The 20640-nt window shown below is 56.0% G+C and carries 21 protein-coding genes and 1 other RNA gene; 13 read left to right on the plus strand and 9 right to left on the minus strand.

From position 1 onward, the window contains the following. Positions 1-5: 5 nt before the first annotated feature. Entirely contained in the window at positions 6-1418 is a 1413-nt protein-coding gene (uxaC, locus tag WFN61_RS16145) for a glucuronate isomerase (RefSeq protein ID WP_144817533.1), read from the minus strand. Positions 1419-1885: 467 nt separating this feature from the next. Here uxaC and WFN61_RS16150 point away from each other — a divergent pair, with 467 nt between their 5' ends. The 10 genes from WFN61_RS16150 (at position 1886) to WFN61_RS16195 (ending at position 8622) form a co-directional block, all read left to right on the plus strand. Then, positions 1886-3190 carry an MFS transporter gene (locus WFN61_RS16150; protein ID WP_222889507.1) on the plus strand — a complete coding sequence of 435 codons (1305 nt, stop codon included), beginning with the start codon at positions 1886-1888 and terminating at the stop codon, positions 3188-3190. A 136-nt stretch (positions 3191-3326) separates the two neighbouring features. Then, entirely contained in the window at positions 3327-4103 is a 777-nt protein-coding gene (gene exuR, locus WFN61_RS16155) for a transcriptional regulator ExuR (protein ID WP_144817531.1), read from the plus strand. 251 nt (positions 4104-4354) lie between these two features. Next, entirely contained in the window at positions 4355-5017 is a 663-nt protein-coding gene (gene yqjA, locus WFN61_RS16160; RefSeq protein ID WP_144817530.1) for a DedA family general envelope maintenance protein YqjA, read from the plus strand. Beyond that, positions 5001-5402: an EnvZ/OmpR regulon moderator MzrA gene (mzrA, locus tag WFN61_RS16165; RefSeq protein WP_144817529.1), complete on the plus strand. Its 402-nt coding sequence runs from the start codon at positions 5001-5003 to the stop codon at positions 5400-5402. The genes yqjA and mzrA overlap by 17 nt, the downstream gene beginning before the upstream one ends. Before the next feature lie 118 nt (positions 5403-5520). Further along, on the plus strand, positions 5521-5889 hold the full coding sequence (locus WFN61_RS16170; RefSeq protein WP_042390222.1) for a DUF1090 domain-containing protein: 369 nt from the start codon (positions 5521-5523) through the stop codon (positions 5887-5889). A 33-nt stretch (positions 5890-5922) separates the two neighbouring features. Further along, positions 5923-6234 (plus strand): DUF883 family protein, encoded by a 312-nt coding sequence (locus WFN61_RS16175; protein ID WP_042390221.1) that lies wholly within the window; start codon positions 5923-5925, stop codon positions 6232-6234. A gap of 2 nt (positions 6235-6236) precedes the next feature. Beyond that, the gene (locus tag WFN61_RS16180; protein WP_144817528.1) at positions 6237-6632 is read left to right on the plus strand and encodes a phage holin family protein; all 396 of its coding nucleotides are present in this window, start codon (positions 6237-6239) and stop codon (positions 6630-6632) included. Positions 6633-6670: 38 nt separating this feature from the next. Continuing rightward, on the plus strand, positions 6671-6931 hold the full coding sequence (locus WFN61_RS16185; protein WP_144817705.1) for a YqjK-like family protein: 261 nt from the start codon (positions 6671-6673) through the stop codon (positions 6929-6931). A gap of 231 nt (positions 6932-7162) precedes the next feature. Beyond that, positions 7163-7555 (plus strand): DoxX family protein, encoded by a 393-nt coding sequence (locus WFN61_RS16190; RefSeq protein ID WP_186370561.1) that lies wholly within the window; start codon positions 7163-7165, stop codon positions 7553-7555. 80 nt (positions 7556-7635) lie between these two features. Continuing rightward, positions 7636-8622, plus strand: coding sequence for a glutathione S-transferase family protein (locus WFN61_RS16195; protein WP_312632664.1), 987 nt, complete (start codon positions 7636-7638; stop codon positions 8620-8622). Between the two features lie 36 nt (positions 8623-8658). On the opposite strand, the gene yhaJ is transcribed toward WFN61_RS16195, so the two are convergent. Continuing rightward, positions 8659-9555, minus strand: coding sequence for a DNA-binding transcriptional regulator YhaJ (gene yhaJ / locus WFN61_RS16200; RefSeq protein ID WP_042390213.1), 897 nt, complete (start codon positions 9553-9555; stop codon positions 8659-8661). A gap of 104 nt (positions 9556-9659) precedes the next feature. Between yhaJ and WFN61_RS16205 the strand changes: the two genes are divergently transcribed. Next, positions 9660-10358: a pirin family protein gene (locus tag WFN61_RS16205; RefSeq protein ID WP_312178077.1), complete on the plus strand. Its 699-nt coding sequence runs from the start codon at positions 9660-9662 to the stop codon at positions 10356-10358. A gap of 56 nt (positions 10359-10414) precedes the next feature. Here the strand turns inward: WFN61_RS16205 and WFN61_RS16210 are convergent, their stop codons facing one another. Beyond that, positions 10415-11719: an L-cysteine desulfidase family protein gene (locus tag WFN61_RS16210; RefSeq protein ID WP_337038941.1), complete on the minus strand. Its 1305-nt coding sequence runs from the start codon at positions 11717-11719 to the stop codon at positions 10415-10417. A 34-nt stretch (positions 11720-11753) separates the two neighbouring features. Then, positions 11754-13082, minus strand: coding sequence for a hypothetical protein (locus tag WFN61_RS16215; protein ID WP_337038942.1), 1329 nt, complete (start codon positions 13080-13082; stop codon positions 11754-11756). Between the two features lie 322 nt (positions 13083-13404). On the opposite strand from WFN61_RS16215, the gene WFN61_RS16220 reads away from it, so the two are divergent. After that, positions 13405-13752, plus strand: a complete 348-nt coding sequence (locus tag WFN61_RS16220; RefSeq protein WP_312178074.1) for a DUF1493 family protein — start codon at positions 13405-13407, stop codon at positions 13750-13752. A gap of 60 nt (positions 13753-13812) precedes the next feature. On the opposite strand, the gene rnpB is transcribed toward WFN61_RS16220, so the two are convergent. From rnpB to WFN61_RS16245, 5 genes are all read right to left on the minus strand, one after another. Further along, positions 13813-14195: RNase P RNA component class A (gene rnpB / locus WFN61_RS16225), an RNA gene on the minus strand. A gap of 32 nt (positions 14196-14227) precedes the next feature. After that, complete coding sequence (garK, locus tag WFN61_RS16230; protein WP_337038943.1) at positions 14228-15373, minus strand: glycerate 2-kinase; 1146 nt, start codon at positions 15371-15373, stop codon at positions 14228-14230. A 61-nt stretch (positions 15374-15434) separates the two neighbouring features. Next, on the minus strand, positions 15435-16325 hold the full coding sequence (gene garR, locus WFN61_RS16235) for a 2-hydroxy-3-oxopropionate reductase (protein WP_144817520.1): 891 nt from the start codon (positions 16323-16325) through the stop codon (positions 15435-15437). A 28-nt stretch (positions 16326-16353) separates the two neighbouring features. After that, a complete protein-coding gene (gene garL / locus WFN61_RS16240; protein ID WP_337038973.1) occupies positions 16354-17124 on the minus strand; it encodes a 2-dehydro-3-deoxyglucarate aldolase in 771 nt (256 codons plus the stop codon). A gap of 26 nt (positions 17125-17150) precedes the next feature. Then, positions 17151-18482, minus strand: coding sequence for an MFS transporter (locus WFN61_RS16245; protein ID WP_257758940.1), 1332 nt, complete (start codon positions 18480-18482; stop codon positions 17151-17153). A gap of 409 nt (positions 18483-18891) precedes the next feature. Here WFN61_RS16245 and garD point away from each other — a divergent pair, with 409 nt between their 5' ends. Beyond that, entirely contained in the window at positions 18892-20463 is a 1572-nt protein-coding gene (gene garD / locus WFN61_RS16250; RefSeq protein ID WP_257758939.1) for a galactarate dehydratase, read from the plus strand. The last annotated feature ends 177 nt before the right edge of the window (positions 20464-20640 follow it).

A 20640-nucleotide genomic window follows, 5' to 3' on the forward strand; every position in this document is an offset into this window, starting at 1 on the left:
CGGCCTTAGTTCAGTTCAATCGCGAAGTAATCACGCGCATTGTTAAAGCAGATATTTCTCACCATCTCGCCCAGCAGCTGGATATCTGCCGGTGCTTCCCCGGCGGCGACCCAGCGGCCAATCATCTGGCACAGGATGCGACGGAAGTACTCGTGACGGGTGTAGGAGAGGAAGCTGCGGCTATCGGTCAGCATACCCACGAAGCGGCTTAACAGGCCAAGCTGTGCCAGCTGGGTCATCTGACGCTCCATGCCATCCTTCTGATCGTTAAACCACCAGCCGGAGCCGAACTGCATTTTGCCCGGCATACCTTCACCCTGGAAGTTGCCGATCATGGTCCCCAGCACTTCGTTATCGCGCGGGTTCAGGCAGTAAAGAATGGTTTTCGGCAGCAGGTTCTCTTCATTCTGCTTGCTCAGCAGTTTAGAGAGCTCTTCCGCCATCGGACGGTCGTTGATGGAGTCGAAGCCAACATCCGGCCCCAGCAGTTTGAACTGGCGCAGGTTGTTATTACGCAGCGCGCCAATGTGGTACTGCTGTACCCATTCGCGACGGGCATATTCTGCGCCGAGGAAGACCAGCACCGCAGTTTTAAACTGCGCCACTTCATGTTCGCTCAGGGTTTCGCCTGAGAGACGACGTGCAAGAATGCTGTCCAGCTCGGCTTCGCTCGCTTCGGCAAACAGCACCACGTCCAGCGCATGGTCAGAGACTTTACAGCCGTGGGCGGCAAAGTGATCCAGACGCTTGGTCAGCGCGGATTGCAGATCGCTAAAGCGGCGGATGTCGGTATCAGAGACTTCACCCAGCTTCGCCATGTAGTCGTTAAAGGTCGCCAGCTCGATGTTGAACGCCTTATCCGGACGCCAGCTCGGCAGCACTTTGATGGTGAAGTCGGTGTCTTTAGCCACGCTGGCATGATGCTCCAGAGAGTCGATCGGATCGTCGGTGGTGCCGACCATCTTCACATTCATCTGCTGCATGATACCGCGCGCGGAGAATTTATCCTGGGCCAGCAGCGCATTGCCCTGCTCCCAAATCTCATCGGCGGTCGCCGGAGAGAGCAGCTTACCTGTAATACCAAACGGGCGGCGCAGTTCGAGGTGCGTCCAGTGGTATAACGGGTTGCCAATGGTGTGCGGTACGGTAGCGGCCCACGCGTCAAACTTCTCGCGGTCAGAGGCGTCGCCGGTACACAGGCGCTCAGGCACGCCGTTGGTACGCATTGCACGCCACTTATAGTGATCGCCTTTCAACCAGATGTCATACAGGTTTTTGAAACGGTAGTTGTCCGCAATCTGCTGCGGCGGCAGGTGGCAATGATAGTCGAAAATCGGCTGATCTTTCGCGTAATCATGGTACAGACGGCGAGCAAATTCGGTATCCAGCAGGAAATCTTCGGTCATAAAAGCGGTCATTATCGTCTTCCTCTAAACGAGTGCGTTAGATGCGTACGTTCAATGCTGACAAAGTTATCACACCAATTTCTATAGACCGAAGATATTTTCGTGAGTTAGATCAATAAACGCTGACAAAAAAATTACCCTCAAGGGGGTAAACTCGCCGCTAACCCGCACCAGCTCTGGCTTTGCTGACGGGAAATAATGCCCACACAGAGAAAAGCACTTTTGTGATGTCACTCACCTTTTAAAGTTGTATGACAAGTTATCTTTCTGCCGTCGCGAAACATATACCGACGGAATGCATTACAGGTGATTTATCACTGAGTTTACCGGTACGGATACCGACTTGTGCACGCACACTGATGGCAAGGTCCGGGCCGTTTCGGGAGTTACTCCCGGCTACGCCCCCCGTTACACCTCTCCCGGCTCGCTCCGGAGGAGGGCCCGCCCAAGGCGGAAATAACATAACGATGAGGTTTTACATGCGTAAAATTAAAGGTTTACGTTGGTACATGATAGCGCTGGTGACGCTGGGCACCGTGCTTGGCTACCTGACCCGTAACACCATTGCGGCGGCTGCGCCGACGCTAATGGAAGAGCTGCACATCTCCACGCAGCAGTACTCTTATATCATCGCGGCTTATTCCGCCGCCTACACCATCATGCAGCCGGTTGCTGGCTACGTGCTGGATATTCTGGGTACCAAAGTAGGCTACGCCGTCTTTGCTGTGACCTGGGCAATCTTCTGCGGTGCTACGGCGCTGGCAGGCAGCTGGGGTGGCTTAGCGCTGGCACGTGGTGCAGTAGGTGCCGCTGAAGCTGCGATGATCCCGGCAGGCCTGAAAGCCGCCTCCGAGTGGTTCCCGGCAAAAGAGCGTTCTATCGCCGTAGGCTACTTCAACGTTGGCTCCTCTATCGGGGCGATGATTGCACCGCCGCTGGTGGTATGGGCAATCGTCATGCACAGCTGGCAGCTGGCCTTCATTATCTCCGGCGTGCTGAGCTTCGCCTGGGCGATGGCCTGGCTGATTTTCTACAAACACCCGCGCGATCAGAAGAAGCTGTCTGAAGAAGAACGTGAATACATCATTGGCGGTCAGGAAGCACAGCACCAGACCAACAACGGTAAGAAGATGACCGTCTGGCAGATTCTGGGTACCCGCCAGTTCTGGGGCATCGCGCTGCCGCGTTTCCTGGCAGAGCCAGCCTGGGGTACCTTCAACGCCTGGATCCCGCTGTTCATGTTTAAAGTCTACGGCTTTAACCTGAAAGAGATCGCCATGTTCGCCTGGATGCCTATGCTGTTCGCAGACCTCGGCTGTATCGTTGGGGGCTACCTGCCGCCGCTGTTCCAGCGCTGGTTTGGCGTGAACCTGATCGTCTCCCGTAAAATGGTAGTGACCATGGGTGCGGTTCTGATGATTGGCCCAGGCATGATCGGCCTGTTCACCAGCCCGTATGTGGCGATTGGCCTGCTGTGTATCGGCGGCTTTGCTCACCAGTCTCTGTCTGGGGCGCTGATCACCCTCTCCTCTGACGTATTTGGTCGTAACGAAGTGGCTACTGCCAACGGCCTGACCGGTATGGCGGCCTGGACGGCGAGCACCATGTTTGCTCTGGTAGTCGGTGCGCTGGCTGATACCATCGGCTTCAGCCCGCTGTTTGCCGTACTGGCCGTGTTCGACATCATGGGCGCTATCCTTATCTGGACCGTGCTGAAGAGCAAGTCCGCTGCCGAGCTTGAGGAAGAGAAACGAGCTGTCGGTGGCCCGGCTACCCAGCACTAGTAAACTGCAATAACGCATTACATATTTAATGCACAGCCGCCTGCACTATTCGGGCGGCTTTTTCATTACTGGTATGGTGAGAATTTAGGAAAAGTGGTATAACAAATCTATCTATCCTGTCTCGCCCGGAGCACAAATGGAAATCACCGAATCACGCCGTTTATATCAGCAGCTGGCCGCTGAGCTAAAGAGCCGCATTGAGGCCGGCGTGTATCTTGTCGGTGACAAACTGCCGGCCGAGCGTTTTATAGCCGATGAGAAGAGCGTTAGCCGCACCGTGGTGCGTGAAGCGATCATCATGCTGGAAGTAGAAGGCTACGTTGAGGTGCGCAAGGGCTCGGGTATCCATGTCATCTCTAACCAGGCGAAGTATCAGCAGATCCCCGATGAGTCCATGGAGTTTGCTAACTACGGTCCGTTTGAGCTGTTACAGGCTCGCCAGCTTATTGAAAGTAATATTGCCGAGTTTGCCGCCACCCAGGTGACCAAGCAGGACATCATGAAGCTGATGGAGATTCAGGATAAGGCGCGCCAGGAGAAGTGCTTCCGTGACTCAGAGTGGGATCTTCAGTTCCATGTTCAGGTTGCGCTAGCCACACAGAACACCGCCCTGGCAGCAATTGTGGAAAAAATGTGGACTCAGCGCACGCACAACCCGTACTGGAAAAAACTGCACGATCACATTGATGCCCGCACCGTAGACAACTGGTGTGACGATCATGATCAAATCCTTAAAGCGCTGATTCGTAAAGATCCGCATGCGGCAAAGGTGGCAATGTGGCAGCATCTGGAGAACACTAAGCTGATGCTGTTCAATGAAACCAGCGATGACTTTGAGTTCAATGCAGACCGCTATCTGTTTGCTGAAAATCCGGTGGTTCACCTCGATACCGCCGCAACCGCCGTAAAATAATACCCTTCTCTTTTTGCCGCGGGCGCTGGTGCGCCTGCGCTGTGCAATCAATAACATAACGCGGTCAGTAACCGTATAGAGTGTCAGCCTGTGTAAATACCTTTGTCACTCCCCTCCCCGGCAAGCAAAATCAATTCCTAAAATTCGCATTTTCAGTGACGCAGATCTCTGGCGTTTGTTACAATTAGATGCAATTTCTCTCCAGCGGCGTTAACCCCGATATTCGTTAACCGATGTACCAGGAACACTGAATGGAACTATTTACCCAGTTACTGAACGCTTTATGGCACCAGGATTTCGAAACGCTGGCGAATCCTTCCATGATCGGCATGCTCTATTTTGTTTTATTTATGATCCTGTTTCTGGAAAACGGCCTGCTGCCAGCGGCATTTTTACCGGGTGATAGCCTGCTGGTGCTGGTCGGCGTTTTAATTGCCAAAGGGGCGATGGGCTATCCGCAAACGATTTTGCTGCTTACCGCCGCCGCCAGCCTCGGCTGCTGGGTAAGCTATATCCAGGGACGCTGGCTCGGCAACACGCGTATCGTGCAGAACTGGCTGTCACATCTGCCCGCACACTACCATCAGCGGGCGCACCATATGTTTCATAAGCATGGGCTCTCGGCGCTGCTGGTTGGCCGCTTTATTGCCTTTGTGCGCACCCTGCTGCCGACCATCGCCGGTCTTTCCGGCCTGAATAATGCGCGCTTCCAGTTCTTCAACTGGATGAGCGGCCTGCTGTGGGTCGTGATCCTCACAACCTTTGGTTATCTGCTGGGCAAGACGCCCGTGTTTCGCAAATATGAAGATGCGCTCATGTCCTGCCTGATGCTGCTGCCGGTGGTGCTGCTGGTGGTTGGGCTGGTTGGCTCGCTGTTCGTTTTATGGAAGAAAAAATATGGAAATCGGCAGTAATCGACGTACGCGACGCACACTCATTCATCAGTGCGCCTTTGCGCTGGCCGCCGTTATGCTCTTTACCCTGCTCTTCGCTGCCTGGAGTACTCTCCAGCAGCGCGAGTCGACGCTGGCCATTCGTCCGGGTAACCAGAGCGTCAGCGTACCGGACGGCTTCTCCGTCTGGCATCACCTCGACGCTAACGGGATCCGCTTCAAAAGCATCACGCCGAAAAATGACACCCTGGTCATTACCTTTGACTCCAGCGCGCAAAGCGCGGCGGCAAAAGTGGTCTTAGACCGCACTTTGCCGCAGGGCTATATCATTGCCCTTCAGGACGACGACGACCAGACGGCAGCCTGGCTTACCCGCCTGCGCGATACCCCTCACCGTCTGGGTTAACCTTCTACTAATCCGAATCTTTTCACTTACTTTGGTGATCTTCGCGTTTACTTACTATGCTTGAGTAGACGGGAACAGTGTCACTCTTTTACTGACTGCAATAGGGAAAGTTATAAGAATGAGATACCGCATCGTACTGGCGTTAAGCCTTTTATCGTTGAGCGCCGCTTCGCAGGCCGTATCGCTTTGCCAGGAGAAAGAACAGGATATCCTGCGCGAAATTAGCTACGCCGAGAAGCATAATAATCAGAGCCGCGTTGACGGACTGAACACCGCCCTCAAAGAGTTAAAAGCCAACTGCACCGACAGCAAGCTGCGCGCAGATCACCAGAAAAAAATTGCTGAACAAAAGGAAGAGGTTGCTGAACGTCAGCAGGATCTGACTGAAGCACAGCAAAAAGGCGATGCGGATAAAGTGACCAAACGTGAACACAAGCTGAAAGAGGCGCAGGAAGAGCTGCGTGCGCTTGAGGCCCGTGATTATTAAAGGAAGTTACCACTCGCTCACCTGGAGAGAATTATGTCTAAGTCTAAAGATACTACTGCCGATCATCTGCGCGCTGAGTTGAAATCCCTGACGGATACCCTGGAAGAGGTATTAAGCAACTCCGGGGACAAATCGAAAGAAGAGTTGAGTAAGCTGCGTACTAAAGCAGAGCGTGCTCTGCACGAAAGCCGCTATCGTCTGGGTGAAACCAGCGATGTCATTGCCAAGCAAACCCGTGAAGCCGCCACGCGCGCCGATGAATACGTGCGCGAGAACCCGTGGACTGGTGTAGGGATTGCAGCTGCCGCCGGCGTAGTGCTGGGCGTGCTGCTGACGCGTCGCTGATTATGGCTGACCTACGTCAAACAAGCGGGCCAGGAAAAAGCGTCCTGGGTATTGGGCAACGCATTATGACCATCCTCGTTGAGATGGTCGAAACGCGTCTGCGACTGGTCGTGGTGGAACTGGAAGAAGAGAAAGCAAACGTCATCCAGATGCTCCTGATGTTGGGGCTTACCATGCTGCTGGCCGCCTTTGGCCTGATGAGCCTAATGGTTCTCATCATCTGGGCTATCGACCCTCAATACCGTCTTAACGCGATGATCGCTACCACTGTGGTTCTGCTGGTAGGCGCAATCATTGGCGGTTTCTGGACGCTGCATAAGGCTCGACAATCCACGTTCCTGCGCCATACGCGCGACGAGCTGGCTAACGATCGTTCTCTGCTGGAGGAGGATAAATAGTGAGCAGTAGTAAAGCGGAGCGTCTTAAACGCAAAGCGATGCTGCTAAGCCGGATCCAGCAGCAGCGCCTTGATTTGACCGCCAGTCGTCGCGACTGGCTAGAGACGACGGGCGCTTACGATCGTGGCTGGAACACCTTCCTCAGCCTGCGATCGTGGCTGCTGGTAGGCAGTAGCCTGTTGGCGGTGCGCACCGTTCGCCATCCCAACATGATGCTGCGTTGGGCGAAACGTGGCTTTGCCGCGTGGAGCACCTGGCGTCTGGTTCAGACCACCCTCAAGCAGCAGCGCCTGCGTTAATCACCATCATGCACCGGCCCACGCAGTGTGTAGGCCGGTGCAAGCGTAGCGCCGCCCGGCGTAACCGCATAGCTATCAATCATATTATTTGATAAAGATTGACAGTTTTCCTTGCTAACAATCCTTCAACGCCACGTTTATTATCCTCTCCATCGACAGCGAACAGGCGCATACGCCTGCCAATGCTGGAAAAATGACATTATTGGCCCCCGCGGCTTTATGGAGAGTAAAATGAAAAAATTAGAAGATGTTGGTATTCTGGTAGCGCGAATTCTGATGCCAATCCTGTTCATTACCGCTGGCTGGGGCAAAATCACCGGTTATGCCGGCACGCAGCAGTATATGGAAGCGATGGGCGTACCGGGCTTCATGCTGCCGCTGGTTATCCTGCTTGAGTTCGGCGGCGGTCTGGCGATCCTGCTTGGTTTCCTGACCCGTACCACCGCGCTGATTACCGCCGTCTTTACGCTGCTCACCGCGTTCCTGTTCCACAGCAACTTTGCTGAAGGCATGAACTCCATCATGTTCATGAAAAACCTGACCATCGCAGGCGGCTTCCTGCTGCTGGGTATTACCGGTCCAGGCGCGTTTAGCATCGACCGCGTTCTGAATAAAAAGTGGTAAGGCTTCTATACTGAAAGCAATTCAAGGCGGGGAGAGCGAACGCTTCCCGCTTACCCTTTTCTGGCAGTAAGGAGAGCACCATGGGACAGCTTATTGACGGCGTCTGGCATGACGTCTGGTACGATACAAAGTCAACCGGCGGACGGTTTAAACGCTCGGAGTCCGCGTTCCGTAACTGGCTAACCGCAGACGGCGAAGCAGGCCCGACCGGCGAAGGCGGTTTTGCACCTGAGAAAGATCGCTACCATCTTTACGTCTCCCTCGCCTGCCCATGGGCGCACCGCACGCTGATCCTGCGCACGCTGAAAGGCCTTGAGCCATTTATCGACGTATCGGTGGTTAACCCTCTGATGCTGGAGAGCGGCTGGACCTTTGACGATAGCTTTCCTGCCGCCACCGGCGACAAGCTCTATCAGCATGATTTTCTCTATCAGCTCTATCTTCATGCCGATCCGCACTATACCGGGCGCGTTACCGTGCCGGTGCTGTGGGATAAGAAAAACCACACCATCGTCAGCAATGAATCTGCGGATATTATTCGCATGTTCAATACCGCCTTTGACGCACACGGCGCGAAAGCGGGCGACTACTATCCGCCGGAATTGCGGGCGCAGATTGATGAGCTGAATAGCTGGATCTACGACAACGTGAATAACGGCGTCTACAAAGCCGGGTTCGCTACCAGCCAGGAAGCCTATGACGAGGCGGTAGAGAATGTCTTTGCCTCGCTGGCCCGCCTTGAGCAGATCCTTGGCCAGCACCGCTATCTCACCGGCAATCGCCTGACAGAAGCGGATATTCGCCTGTGGACGACGTTGGTTCGCTTTGACCCGGTCTACGTGACACACTTCAAGTGTGATAAGCACCGGATCAGCGACTATCTGAACCTGCACGGTTTCCTGCGCGATATCTATCAGATGCCGGGCATTGCCGAAACCGTGGACTTCGCTCACATTCGCAACCACTACTACCGCAGCCATAAGACCATCAACCCGACGGGGATCATCTCCATCGGACCGTGGCAGGATCTGGACGAGCCGCACGGGCGCGATATTCGCTTCGGCTAAGCCGTCAGGGCACCTTCAGGGTGCCCTTTTTATTTGCTATTTCCCTGCAAAAAGCTTCGGGATCTCCCGCAGACACCAGGCCTTCGCCTCACCCATGCTGTCGCGCCGCCAGGCCATAATGATATCCACTTCGCTGGTAGACTCCGGGCTGACCACCCGCAGACGCCCTTCGGCAATATCCTGCTCCACCAGCGGGTAAGGCATGGTGGCTACGCCTAGCCCGGCCAGCAGCGCGTTGCGTTTATCCTCCAGGCTGCTCACCGTCAGGCGCGGCTGCTTGTCCAGCAGCTGTACGGTAAGCACCGGGCGCTCGCGGGCAGTATCGGCCACCGCAACGCCGCGATATTTCACCCGCGTCACCTCGGAGAGCGGCTCTGGTTCCTGGTGGATCGGGTGATCCGGCGCGGCGACGTAGACATTGAGAAGGGTATAGAGCTTGCGCGAGTTGATCTCTGACGACGAACGGAAGTGCATATCCGGAGCGATAACGATATCCGCCCGGCCCTGCTCCAGGCGCTCCCACGCCCCTGCCAGCACTTCGGTAATAATGGAGAGTTGAGTATTGGCTTTAGTCGCCAGCCGCTCTACCAGCGGGAAAAACGCGGGCGTGGGGACCAGCGCTTCGCTCACCAACGTCAGATGCGTCTCCCAGCCACGGGCCAGCGCTTCGGCATCGGTAGTCAGCTTGTCGGCGGCCTCCAGCAGCACGCGTCCCCGCTCCAGCAGCATGCGCCCAACGTTGGTAAATTTGGTCCGGTGCCCGGAGCGGTCGAAGAGCACCACGTCCAGCTCCTCCTCCAGCTTCTGCATGGTATAGCTCAGCGCGGAAGGTACCCGGCCCAGCTCATCCGCCGCTGCGGCAAAACTGCCGCGTCTGTCTATAGCATCCATCACGCGTAATGCTTCGAGCGTCAACGCTCTCTCTTTAGCCATCTCGTTCTCATTCAGGAAATTTGAACATACCGGGCAGAATATCTGGCTAACAATGCAGCGTCCATACCTTTACCATTGATTTAGTGTAAAGAGAGGTCAGAATTATGATTACTACCAGAACAGCCAAACAGTGCGGACAGGCAGATTTCGGATGGCTGCAGGCCCGTTACACCTTCTCCTTTGGACACTACTTTGATCCTAAGCTGTTGGGCTATGCCTCCCTGCGGGTGCTGAACCAGGAGGTGCTGGCCCCCGGTGCGTCGTTCCAGCCGCGTACCTATCCTAAAGTGGATATTCTCAACCTGATCCTTGAGGGTGAAGCCGAGTACCGCGACAGCGAAGGCCATCATGTGCAGGTGAAGGCGGGAGAAGCGCTGCTGATTGCAACCCAGCCGGGGATCAGCTATAGCGAACACAACCTGAGCAAAGATAAGTCCCTGACGCGGATGCAGCTCTGGCTGGACGCCTGCCCTGAACGCGAGAACGCACCGATGCAAAAGATTGCCCTCGCGGGCCAGCAGCAGCTGCTGGCGTCCCCAGACGGGCATGATGAGAGTATGCAGCTTCGCCAGCAGGTCTGGTTGCACCATATTGAACTGGACGAGGGCGAGCAGCTCAGCTTTCAGCTGCATGGCCCGCGCGCTTACCTGCAATCAATTCACGGTAGGTTCCATGCCCTGACGCCTCAGGAGGAGCAGAAGGCGCTCACCTGCGGCGACGGAGCCTTTATTCGCGATGAGGCAAACATCACGCTGGTGGCGGATACGCCGCTGCGAGCCCTGCTGGTCGATTTGCCGGTATAGCTAAGATGCCGGGCGGCGGCTTCGCCTGACCCGGCTTACGTCTCTAGGCTTTGTGTCTAGGCTTTGTGCGCCATAATGTCGATGATCTGCCGGTCGGTGGCCTGCATAGCGTGGCAGGCCAGGGCGCAGAGGTTAGCGATCGACTGTTCGACGTCGTGCGCCACAATCCCCTCATTGCCGGTCACGGCGGTCTCATCCAGCGCCATCAGCACGGCTTTCCACGCTGACGAGACGCTAGTCGATACTTTCATCGCGCAGCTGTTGGATGCGCCATCGCAAATCATACCGCTGACGTCGCCGATCATACTGCTGATAGCCCGCGCAAGGGTGTCATAGCGTCCATCCATTAACCACGCCATCCCTGCCGCCGCCCCCATGGCTGCCGTCGTCGCGGCGCAAAGCGCGGAGAGACGAGGCAGCTGGTGGTGGATGTAGATCGCGCTAAGATGGGAAAGCATCAGCGCCCGCGCCAGCCGCTCTTCGCTCTCACTTAAAGACTCAGCCACGACCACAACCGGCAGCGTGGCGGCGATCCCCTGGTTACCGGAGCCCGAGTTGCTCATTGCTGGCAGCGTCGCGCCGCCCATTCGTGCGTCCGATGCGGCGCTGGTACGGATCACAATCGCCGAAGAGAGATCCTTCGCCAGCAGGCCGCGATCGGACTGTTTTTGCAGCGTGGTGCCGATGTGCAGACCCCACTCCCGCGCCAAACCTTCCCGGGAGAGCGCATCGTTCAGGCGGGCCGCATCAAGAATAAAACGGATCCGCTCAAACGGGGCCTGCTCAATAAAGGCCAAAATATCGCGCAGCGTTGTCTGTGACAGCGCCACCAGCGGATCCTCACGGCCCTCTTCCATCTGGTCACTAAGCTGAAAAACCGTCTCGCCCTGCTTTTCGATCCTGACGATGCGGGTATGATCGCCCTCGATCGTTACGCTGGCGTCGCTATCCGCCGTATAGAGACAGGCGCGGGCGTAGAGGATCTCGGCACACGGCTCCTGTAGCCTGACGCATACCCGCCCATCCGCAAGCATCGTTTTGGCATGTGCTATCGCCTCTGGCGATGCGGCTTTGAGTACCTCCAGCCCGGCGGCAGCATCGCCTCCGAGCGCGCCGAGGGCAGCGGCAATCGGCAGACCCACCATGCCCGTTCCCGGCACGGTGACCCCCATACCGTTTTTCAGCAGGTTAGGCGAAACATAACACTCCACGCGCTCGATCCTGCCGGAGAGCTGTGCGGCGGCCGTCGCGCTGGCCAGCGCCAGCGATACCGGTTCGGTACAGCCCAGCGCGGGTTTAACCTCCTGGCGGACAATCTCGATAAACCGATCCCAAATCGGGTTCCATTTTGCATCTGACATAATAGCGTCCATCTGTTTTATTCAGTTAATAGCATCAGGCGAAGGCCAGCAGCGGTGAAATACAGAGCAGCAGGCCGGTAATAATAATGATCTTCAGCGACAGGCCTTTGTACTTATGCAGAGTCGGTACCTTATAGACCAGCCAGGCGGGAATTAAGCAGCCGATCATGCCAAATATCGGGCTACACATAGAGGTGAAGCTCAGCACCGGGGCATTCAGCACAATGGCGCTCCAGGCCAGCAGGATAGCGAAGATCATGATCCCGCCCTGGACATACTTTTCATCAAACTGCCGGGTCGGGAATTTACGTCGCAGCAGGTTCATGACGATCCCCTGGGTCGCCTCACGGAAGCCGAGATAAACACCAAAGAAAGCGGTCATTACGGCAAAGATATTTAAAATAACGCTGACCACTTTTACCCAGCCTGCGCCGTCGCCGCTGATAAACTGGGCGGCAATAGCCAGCGCGGAGATATTTTGCTGGTAGGCTTTTACCGCTTCATCGTGACCCATCGCCAGGGTAAATGAGACGGCGTAGAAAAAGACGGTAACAAACAGAACGGTAAAGGCGATATTCATTGCCCGCAGGGCCTTATAGCGAGCAACCTCAATGGATTTCTCTTTGGCGCGGTAGGAGATAACCATCGGGCTGAGGGTCTGGATAAAGAGAATGGACGTCAGGGTAAAGGGCAGCGTAATGATGGCGTTCTTCACCAGCAGGCCAGCGGGTGGCAGCGTCCCGGCGTTGTAGAGATGCCATAGCCCCACCATGCTCAGGCCGAGGGCCGCCACCACCAGCAGCTTGGTCAGTACCATCAGGCTTGAGACCTTGAACAGCAGCTTCTCCCCGCGCGAGGAGATGGCGACCAGAATGCAGATTAGCACCAGACCATAGAAAGGGTTATCGGAGAGCAGCCCTTGGGTGACACCAAAGGTGTGCAGGTAGGAGGCGCTGTCGTTGGTGATGGCGGTGGAGTAGACGAACATCCAGATCACCAGCATAATAAAGTAGAGCGCACCTAATAAGACGCCCCAGTTTTTACCTAAATAGCCGCTAATGACGCTGGGATAATCTTTGCACTCAGGCGACTCCGCCAGAGTATTAATAAATAGCCGCTGGAACAGATACATTGCCGGGTAGCCAATAATGGAGGAGAGCAGAAATACCCACAGCCCCATTAGCCCCACCTGCACCGGTAAAAATACAATGCCCGCGCCGATGGCCATACCGATACTCATAATAACCCAGCCCGTGTCGGTGCTGTCGAATTTAATCGCCTCGCGCCACGCCTGCTCCGTCATGCCCGCTTGTTGGGCTGCTGCTGATGTGCCTTGCATCACATCACTATTATTAGTGCTCATAACGCTCTCGCTTATTAATGTAGGGACAGATTTTATTATCGATGCCGCTAATATCGCGGTTTTTGGTATAAATTAATCGTAAACATGAAGCGGGAGAAAAACTTGGCTATTACTTAATTTGAATGGGATAATTTGAGAAACACCCGCTGCGTTTGCATCTGAATTAATAAAAATATTCTAACGCGGGTGTATGTGTGAAAGGGATCACGCGAGATTTTATCCCATAAAATGCCGGGTGGCGCTGCGCTTGCCCGGCCTACAGAACATGCCAGACCGTAGGCCCGTGCAGGCGGCCGCCGGGCAGATAAAAACGTGGAATAGTATGGTAAATGATATCGAAAAGGCGGTTACCGAGTGGTATGACGCAACCTATAACAGTAAACCGCTGTTTGCGAAAACCAGGCCTGGGCTGACGCCAGAGACAAGCCTGTCCACCGGCAAATACCCCTGGACGCGTGAAACAGGGGATGAGATTATGAAAGACTATTTTCAGCGCTTCAACGTTGATAGTAGCCGCTTCAATTTCCTCTCATACTGGCCTTATGAAAAGGGAATGCTGCCTAACTTTCTTCGCCCAACGTCCCAAAGGGTCCCGGAAGTGCAACCTAAACCGCTTACGCTTCAGATGCTGATTGAGTCAGCAAAAGCGGGCCGCTGGCTGTATGACTGAGCCTGATTTGTTGTGACGTTAAAAACAAAAAAACCCCGCCGAGGCGGGGTTCTGTGTAAAGAGTGAAACTGACCGATAAGCCGGGTTCTGTCGTTGGACAGTCATTCATCTAGGCCAGCAATCGCTCACTGGCTCAAGCAGCCTACCCGGGTTCAGTACGGGCCGTACCTTATGAACCCCTATTTGGCCTTGCTCCGGGTGGAGTTTACCGTGCCACGGACTGTTACCAGCCGCGCGGTGCGCTCTTACCGCACCCTTTCACCCTTACCTGATCCCACTTGCGTGGGCCATCGGCGGTTTGCTCTCTGTTGCACTGGTCGTGGGCTGTGACACCCCCCAGGCGTTACCTGGCACCTTGCCCTATGGAGCCCGGACTTTCCTCCCCTCCGCCCGTCTCCCCCGAAGGAGGACGACGACGAAGCGGCGACTGTCTGGTCAGCTTCGGCGCGAAGTATAGAGGGTTTACGTCCCGCTGTCACCCCTCCGTCAACATCCCGACCCGCAGGGTGGCGGCAATGTTGCGTGAAGCGCGGTAGATATTGTCAAATGCGCCGCGGAAGGCCTCTTCCAGCGTGCCGATGCTGGTCAGCACGCTAAACACCGCATCGATGCCATACTGATGAACCACGCCTACGTCATGGGTCAGACTGCCCGCAATGCCAATCACCGGCTTGTGGTATTTCTTGGCCACCTTCGCCACGCCCACGGGCACCTTGCCGTGAATACTCTGGCTATCGATTCGCCCTTCGCCGGTGACCACCAACGTACAGTCGTGAATATGCTCTTCCAGGTTCAGCGCCTGGGTAACGATCTCAATGCCGCTGCGCAACTCTGCGCCAAGAAAAGCCATCAGCGCCGCGCCCATGCCGCCCGCCGCGCCTGCGCCGGCCACCTCTTTAACATCCACGCGCAGGGATTTTTTAATCACGTCGGCATAGTGGCTGAGGTTGTTATCCAGCTCGACGATCTGCGCGTCGGTAGCCCCTTTCTGTGGACCAAAGATACGCGATGCGCCCTGCTCCCCCGTCAGGGGATTGGTGACATCACAGGCAACGCGGAGGGTACATGAAGCCAGACGCGGATCCAGCCCGCTAATATCAATGGTGTTGAGGCTCATCAGGCTGCCGCCGCCGTGGCCAATCTCGGTACCGTTGGCATCGCACAGCTTCGCGCCCAGCGCCTGGACCATTCCTGCGCCACCGTCGTTGGTGGCGCTGCCGCCGATACCAATAATGATATTTCGCGCGCCGTGCTCCAGCGCATGCAGGATCAGCTCTCCGGTGCCGCGCGAGGTGGTAATCAATGGATTACGTAATTCAGGGGGAACGAGAGCCAGCCCGCTCGCGGCGGCCATCTCGATAAACGCAGTGTGACCGTCGCCGGACATGCCCCAGCGGGCGTCTACGCGCTCGCCCAGCGGGCCGGTCACCGACGCCGTATGCTCCGCGCCCTGGGTAGCGGCGATCATCGCCTCAACCGTGCCTTCTCCACCGTCGGCGACCGGAACGGAGACGTAGTGTGCATCCGGAAAAATTTCCCGAAATCCTTTTTCTATCGCCTGGGCTACCTCGGTAGCAGACAGGCTTTCCTTGTAAGAGTCTGGGGCGATTACGATTTTCATATCAGTAGCCTGTTACTGCACGCGGCATAGATGCCGGGCGCGTCTCCGCGCCCGTTTTTTGTTAGCGAGAGATTTCCACTTTCGCCAGTTTTTCGTAGTAGCACGCGAGGGCGCTATGGTCGTCGTTGCCGTGACCGTCAGCACGCAGCGCCTGCATCATCTCCATCACCGCTGCGGTCAGCGGCAGCTGCGCGCCCACGCCGTGAGAGGTATCCAGCGCGTTGGCCAGATCTTTGATGTGCAGATCGATACGGAAGCCCGGCTTGAAGTTACGATCCAGCACCATCGGCGCTTTCGCTTCCAGTACGGTGCTGCCGGCCAGGCCGCCACGGATTGCCTGGAACACCAGATCCGGGTTTACGCCAGCCTTGGTCGCCAGACTCAGCGCTTCAGACATGGCGGCAATGTTCAGCGCCACGATCACCTGGTTTGCCAGCTTGGTAACGTTGCCCGCGCCGATGTCGCCGGTGTGCACCACCGAGCCCGCCATCGCTTTCAGCAGGTCGTAGTATTTATCGAACAGCGCCTTATCGCCGCCCACCATTACGGAGAGCGTGCCATCGATCGCTTTCGGCTCGCCGCCGCTAACCGGCGCATCAAGCATCTGCACGCCTTTCGCCTGCAGGGCGTCGCTGATTTCACGGCTGGCCAGCGGTGCGATGGAGCTCATGTCGATCAGCACGGTACCCGCTTTCGCCCCTTCGATAATGCCGCCTTCGCCCAGCGCCACCTCTTTCACGTGCGGGGAGTTTGGCAGCATGGTGATGATCACATCACACCGCTCGGCAATCTCTTTTGCCGTTGAGGCAGTTTCTGCACCGGCGGCAATTACTTCAGCAATAGCCTCAGGATTACGGTCAGAAACCACCAGCGAGTAACCGGCTTTAATGAGGTTTTTACTCATTGGTTTACCCATGATGCCCAGGCCAATAAAACCAACTTTCAGTGTCATATTGCGTCTCTCTCTTGTTCGGTGGTGGTTATTTCTTAAATGAATCAGCTAAACGCTGGGTTCCGGAGCGGAATACGCCCAGGTCACTCCCTACGGCAACGAAGGTTGCGCCCCACTCCAGGTAACGGCGCGCATCCGCCTCTACCGGCGCGAGGATGCCGCTCGGCTTACCGTGCGCTTTCGCACGGGCAAAAATGTGCTGAATGCAGCGCTGTACTTCCGGGTGCGATGCGTTGCCTAAGTGGCCCAGCGCGGCAGCAAGGTCGCTTGGGCCGACGAAGATCCCATCCACGCCGTCGGTGGCGGCGATGGCATCAACGTTATCCACGCCCTGCTGGCTCTCAATCTGTACCAGAATGGTGATGTTTTTATTCGCCTGGCCAAAGTAGTCCGGCACGGTGCCAAACATGTTGGCGCGATGGGAGACCGATACGCCGCGAATGCCTTCCGGCGGATAGCGGGTTGAGGCCACCGCCAGCACGGCTTCCTCTTCGCTCTCGACAAACGGGATGAGGAAGTTGTAGAAGCCGATATCAAGCAGGCGCTTAATGGCAATCGGATCGTTAGCCGGGGCGCGAACCACCGGCGCGCTGCTGCTGCCCTTGAGGGCCATCAGCTGCGGGATAAAGGTCGTGACATCGTTCGGCGCGTGTTCGCCGTCGAGTACCAGCCAGTCAAAGCCCGCCAGGCCCAGCACCTCGGTGCTGATCGGGCTTGCCAGCGCGGACCAGCAGCCAATCTGAATCTGATGCGCAGCCAGCGCAGCCTTGAATTTGTTTGGGAAGATATCGTTAGTCATCATCTATACCTTGAAGTAACCGTTGCTTAATTCCGCAGTTCCATACGCTTGATGTCGCCCACCACGAACAGGTAGCAGAACATCGCCATCAGGGCTGAACAGCCGACGAACACCAGAGCAGCGTTAAAGGAGTGCAGCTCGCTGACCAGGTAACCAATTACCAGCGGGGTGACAATGGAGGCCACGTTGCCAAACACGTTAAATACCCCGCCGCACAGTCCAACAATCTCTTTTGGCGCGGTATCGGAGATCACCGGCCAACCGAGGGCACCAAACCCTTTTCCGAAGAATGCGAGGGCCATCAGCGTGACCACCAGGGTGGTGTTATCGGTGTAGTTACACAGAATGATGCTCGACGCCAGCAGCATGCCCAGCACAATAGGCAGCTTACGCGCCAGGGTGATGGTTGCGCCACGTTTGATCAGGTGATCCGAGAAGACTCCGCCCAGCACGCCGCCTGCAAAGCCGCACAGCGCCGGAATGGAGGCCACGAGGCCCACTTTCAGAATCGACATCCCTTTCTCCTGCACCAGGTAGATAGGGAACCAGGTGAGGAAGAACCAGGTGATGGTGTTGATAAAATACTGGCCGAAGAACACACCCAGCATCATGCGGTTGGTCAATAATTGCTTGATGTAGTGCATTTTAGGCCCAGCCACGGCCGCACCCGGCTTTTTATGGTCCATATCCACCACCGCGCCGCCCTTGGTGATGTACTCCAGCTCGTTGGCTGACATGTTCGGGTGGTCGGTAGGATTATGGATAAACTTCACCCACATGCCGGTCAGCACAAAGCCAATCACGCCCATCACCGTAAACACATGCTCCCAGCCCCAGGCGAAGGTCAGCCAGCCCAGCAGTGGGGAGAAGAGTGCCAGAGAGAAGTACTGGGCAGAGTTGAAAATAGCCGACGCCGTACCGCGCTCTTTGGTCGGGAACCACGCGGCAACGATGCGGGCGTTCGCCGGGAATGAGGGTGCTTCAGAGAAGCCCAGCATAAAGCGCATGATGAACATCGACACGCCAGCCCAGGCCAGCGGAAAGACGTCAACAAACCCTTGCACGAAGGTGAACAGCGACCAGAAAAAGAGGCTGTAGGTGTAGACTTTCTTCGAACCGTAGCGGTCCAGCAGCCAGCCGCCGGGGATCTGCATCAGCAGGTAAGCCCAGCCGAAAGCGGAGAAGATATAGCCCATGGAGACGGCGCTGAGCTGCAGCTCTTTGGCCACTTCGGTACCGGCGATAGAGAGGGTTGCGCGGTCCGCATAGTTAATCGCCGTAACGATAAAGATAATGAGCAAGATTAAATAGCGGGTAGGCATACCCTTTTTTGACTCAACGGCAGTATCCAATATCATTTATTTATCCTCGGGCACGGTAATCTATTTTTATATTTTTATGAGGTGTATTTTCCTGATTATTTATCGATAGCAGGCAATATCAGTTAACTAACCAGATGCAATGAAATCGTGAATCAGTATAATCAGGCCTCAACCATCCCGCATTGTATCCATGCTCAATTAACACGGTAATTTTGGCGATTATATTGAGCATATGCACAACTCTCTGGGCGCTGATCCACAGATTTAGGCATTAGCCCTGCCGCCGGGCCTGCTACAACAATAATGAGTGATCTGGATCACATTCTTAACCGGGAACTCCTGACACTATTTATTCCATAGCAATGTTGTTTATTTCCGATAACAAGAAAGACGATACGCATTTTCCCGTTTTTGTTATCCTATACCTGGCGGAGAATACTGGAACATGGCCGACATCGAAATTAGACAAGAATCGCCAACGGCGTTTTATATTAAGGTTCATGAAACCGATAACGTAGCGATTATTGTCAATGACAATGGCTTACGAGCCGGGACCCGTTTCCCGGATGGGCTTGAACTGATTGAGCATATTCCGCAGGGACATAAAGTCGCGCTGGTGGATATTCCCGCGCACGGCGACATCGTCCGCTACGGGGAGGTGATCGGCTATGCGGTGCGCGATATTGCCCGAGGCAGCTGGATCGACGAATCCACCGTAGCGCTACCAACAGCGCCGCCGCTGGAGACCCTGCCGCTGGCAACCAAAGTACCGGAGCCGATGCCTGCCCTTGAGGGTTACACCTTTGAAGGCTACCGCAACGCCGACGGCAGCGTCGGTACCAAAAACCTGCTGGGGATCACCACCAGCGTGCACTGCGTCGCGGGCGTGGTGGACTACGTAGTTAAAATTATCGAGCGCGACCTGCTGCCGAAATACCCCAACGTTGATGGCGTGGTTGGCCTGAATCACCTCTACGGCTGCGGCGTGGCGATCAACGCCCCGGCGGCGGTGGTGCCTATTCGCACTATCCACAACATCGCCCTGAACCCCAACTTCGGTGGCGAAGTGATGGTGGTTGGCCTCGGCTGTGAGAAGCTTCAGCCGGAGCGCCTGCTGCAGGGAACGGAAGACGTGCAGGCGATCCCCGTCGACAGCGCCAGCATCGTGCGTTTGCAAGATGAACAGCACGTCGGCTTCCGCTCGATGGTGGACGATATTCTTCAGGTTGCCGAGCGCCACCTGGTCAAGCTGAATGCTCGCCAGCGCGAAACCTGCCCGGCTTCGGAGCTGGTGGTGGGCATGCAGTGCGGGGGCAGCGACGCCTTCTCTGGCGTGACGGCCAACCCAGCGGTGGGCTATGCCTCTGACCTGCTGGTCCGCTGCGGTGCGACGGTGATGTTCTCGGAAGTCACCGAGGTGCGCGATGCTATCCATCTGCTCACCCCGCGCGCTATCAACGAGGAAGTGGGCAAGCGCCTGCTTGAAGAGATGGCCTGGTACGATAACTATCTCGATATGGGCAAAACCGACCGCAGCGCCAACCCCTCCCCGGGCAACAAAAAAGGTGGCCTGGCGAACGTGGTTGAAAAAGCGCTTGGCTCCATTGCCAAGTCGGGGCAGAGCGCCATCGTGGAAGTGCTTTCGCCGGGCCAGCGTCCAACTAAGCGCGGCCTGATCTACGCGGCGACGCCTGCCAGCGACTTTGTCTGTGGTACGCAGCAGGTAGCCTCCGGGATCACCGTTCAGGTGTTCACCACCGGGCGCGGTACGCCGTACGGTCTGGTGGCGGTGCCGGTGATCAAGATGGCGACCCGTACCGAGCTGGCTAACCGCTGGTACGATCTGATGGATATCAATGCCGGCACGATCGCGACCGGGGAAGAGAGCATTGAGGACGTGGGCTGGAAGCTATTCCATTTCATCCTTGACGTCGCCAGCGGCCGCAAGAAAACCTTCTCGGATCAGTGGGGACTGCACAACCAGCTGGCGGTGTTTAACCCGGCTCCGGTAACGTGATAGAACGATTGTAAACTCCAAAGACCGGGTAAGCGCGATGCTGCCCGGCTTTTATATTAATAACAAAATTTTGTTATCTAACTCATCCTATTGAATTGCTTAACCTCGCTGTCCCACACACCTTTTGACCTAAAGCAATGTTTCAATATAACCCATAGGTTATATTGAATTTATAAC

The organism is Pseudescherichia sp. AS216, from assembly GCF_037152055.1.
Taxonomy (GTDB): Bacteria; Pseudomonadota; Gammaproteobacteria; order Enterobacterales; family Enterobacteriaceae; genus Pseudescherichia.

What these genes read in the sequence shown, in the direction of transcription:
- WFN61_RS16220 (WP_312178074.1), top strand. Translation starts at nt 13,405, where the DNA reads ATGGTAAATGATATCGAAAAGGCGGTTACCGAGTGGTATGACGCAACC.
- WFN61_RS16195 (WP_312632664.1), top strand. Translation starts at nt 7,636, where the DNA reads ATGGGACAGCTTATTGACGGCGTCTGGCATGACGTCTGGTACGATACA.
- mzrA (WP_144817529.1), top strand. Translation starts at nt 5,001, where the DNA reads ATGGAAATCGGCAGTAATCGACGTACGCGACGCACACTCATTCATCAG.
- WFN61_RS16210 (WP_337038941.1), bottom strand. Translation starts at nt 11,719, where the DNA reads ATGTCAGATGCAAAATGGAACCCGATTTGGGATCGGTTTATCGAGATT.
- garR (WP_144817520.1), bottom strand. Translation starts at nt 16,325, where the DNA reads ATGACACTGAAAGTTGGTTTTATTGGCCTGGGCATCATGGGTAAACCA.
- exuR (WP_144817531.1), top strand. Translation starts at nt 3,327, where the DNA reads ATGGAAATCACCGAATCACGCCGTTTATATCAGCAGCTGGCCGCTGAG.
- WFN61_RS16205 (WP_312178077.1), top strand. Translation starts at nt 9,660, where the DNA reads ATGATTACTACCAGAACAGCCAAACAGTGCGGACAGGCAGATTTCGGA.
- yqjA (WP_144817530.1), top strand. Translation starts at nt 4,355, where the DNA reads ATGGAACTATTTACCCAGTTACTGAACGCTTTATGGCACCAGGATTTC.
- yhaJ (WP_042390213.1), bottom strand. Translation starts at nt 9,555, where the DNA reads ATGGCTAAAGAGAGAGCGTTGACGCTCGAAGCATTACGCGTGATGGAT.
- WFN61_RS16150 (WP_222889507.1), top strand. Translation starts at nt 1,886, where the DNA reads ATGCGTAAAATTAAAGGTTTACGTTGGTACATGATAGCGCTGGTGACG.
- garD (WP_257758939.1), top strand. Translation starts at nt 18,892, where the DNA reads ATGGCCGACATCGAAATTAGACAAGAATCGCCAACGGCGTTTTATATT.
- garL (WP_337038973.1), bottom strand. Translation starts at nt 17,124, where the DNA reads ATGACTAACGATATCTTCCCAAACAAATTCAAGGCTGCGCTGGCTGCG.
- WFN61_RS16180 (WP_144817528.1), top strand. Translation starts at nt 6,237, where the DNA reads ATGGCTGACCTACGTCAAACAAGCGGGCCAGGAAAAAGCGTCCTGGGT.
- garK (WP_337038943.1), bottom strand. Translation starts at nt 15,373, where the DNA reads ATGAAAATCGTAATCGCCCCAGACTCTTACAAGGAAAGCCTGTCTGCT.
- WFN61_RS16215 (WP_337038942.1), bottom strand. Translation starts at nt 13,082, where the DNA reads ATGAGCACTAATAATAGTGATGTGATGCAAGGCACATCAGCAGCAGCC.
- WFN61_RS16190 (WP_186370561.1), top strand. Translation starts at nt 7,163, where the DNA reads ATGAAAAAATTAGAAGATGTTGGTATTCTGGTAGCGCGAATTCTGATG.
- WFN61_RS16185 (WP_144817705.1), top strand. Translation starts at nt 6,671, where the DNA reads ATGCTGCTAAGCCGGATCCAGCAGCAGCGCCTTGATTTGACCGCCAGT.
- WFN61_RS16175 (WP_042390221.1), top strand. Translation starts at nt 5,923, where the DNA reads ATGTCTAAGTCTAAAGATACTACTGCCGATCATCTGCGCGCTGAGTTG.
- uxaC (WP_144817533.1), bottom strand. Translation starts at nt 1,418, where the DNA reads ATGACCGCTTTTATGACCGAAGATTTCCTGCTGGATACCGAATTTGCT.
- WFN61_RS16245 (WP_257758940.1), bottom strand. Translation starts at nt 18,482, where the DNA reads ATGATATTGGATACTGCCGTTGAGTCAAAAAAGGGTATGCCTACCCGC.
- WFN61_RS16170 (WP_042390222.1), top strand. Translation starts at nt 5,521, where the DNA reads ATGAGATACCGCATCGTACTGGCGTTAAGCCTTTTATCGTTGAGCGCC.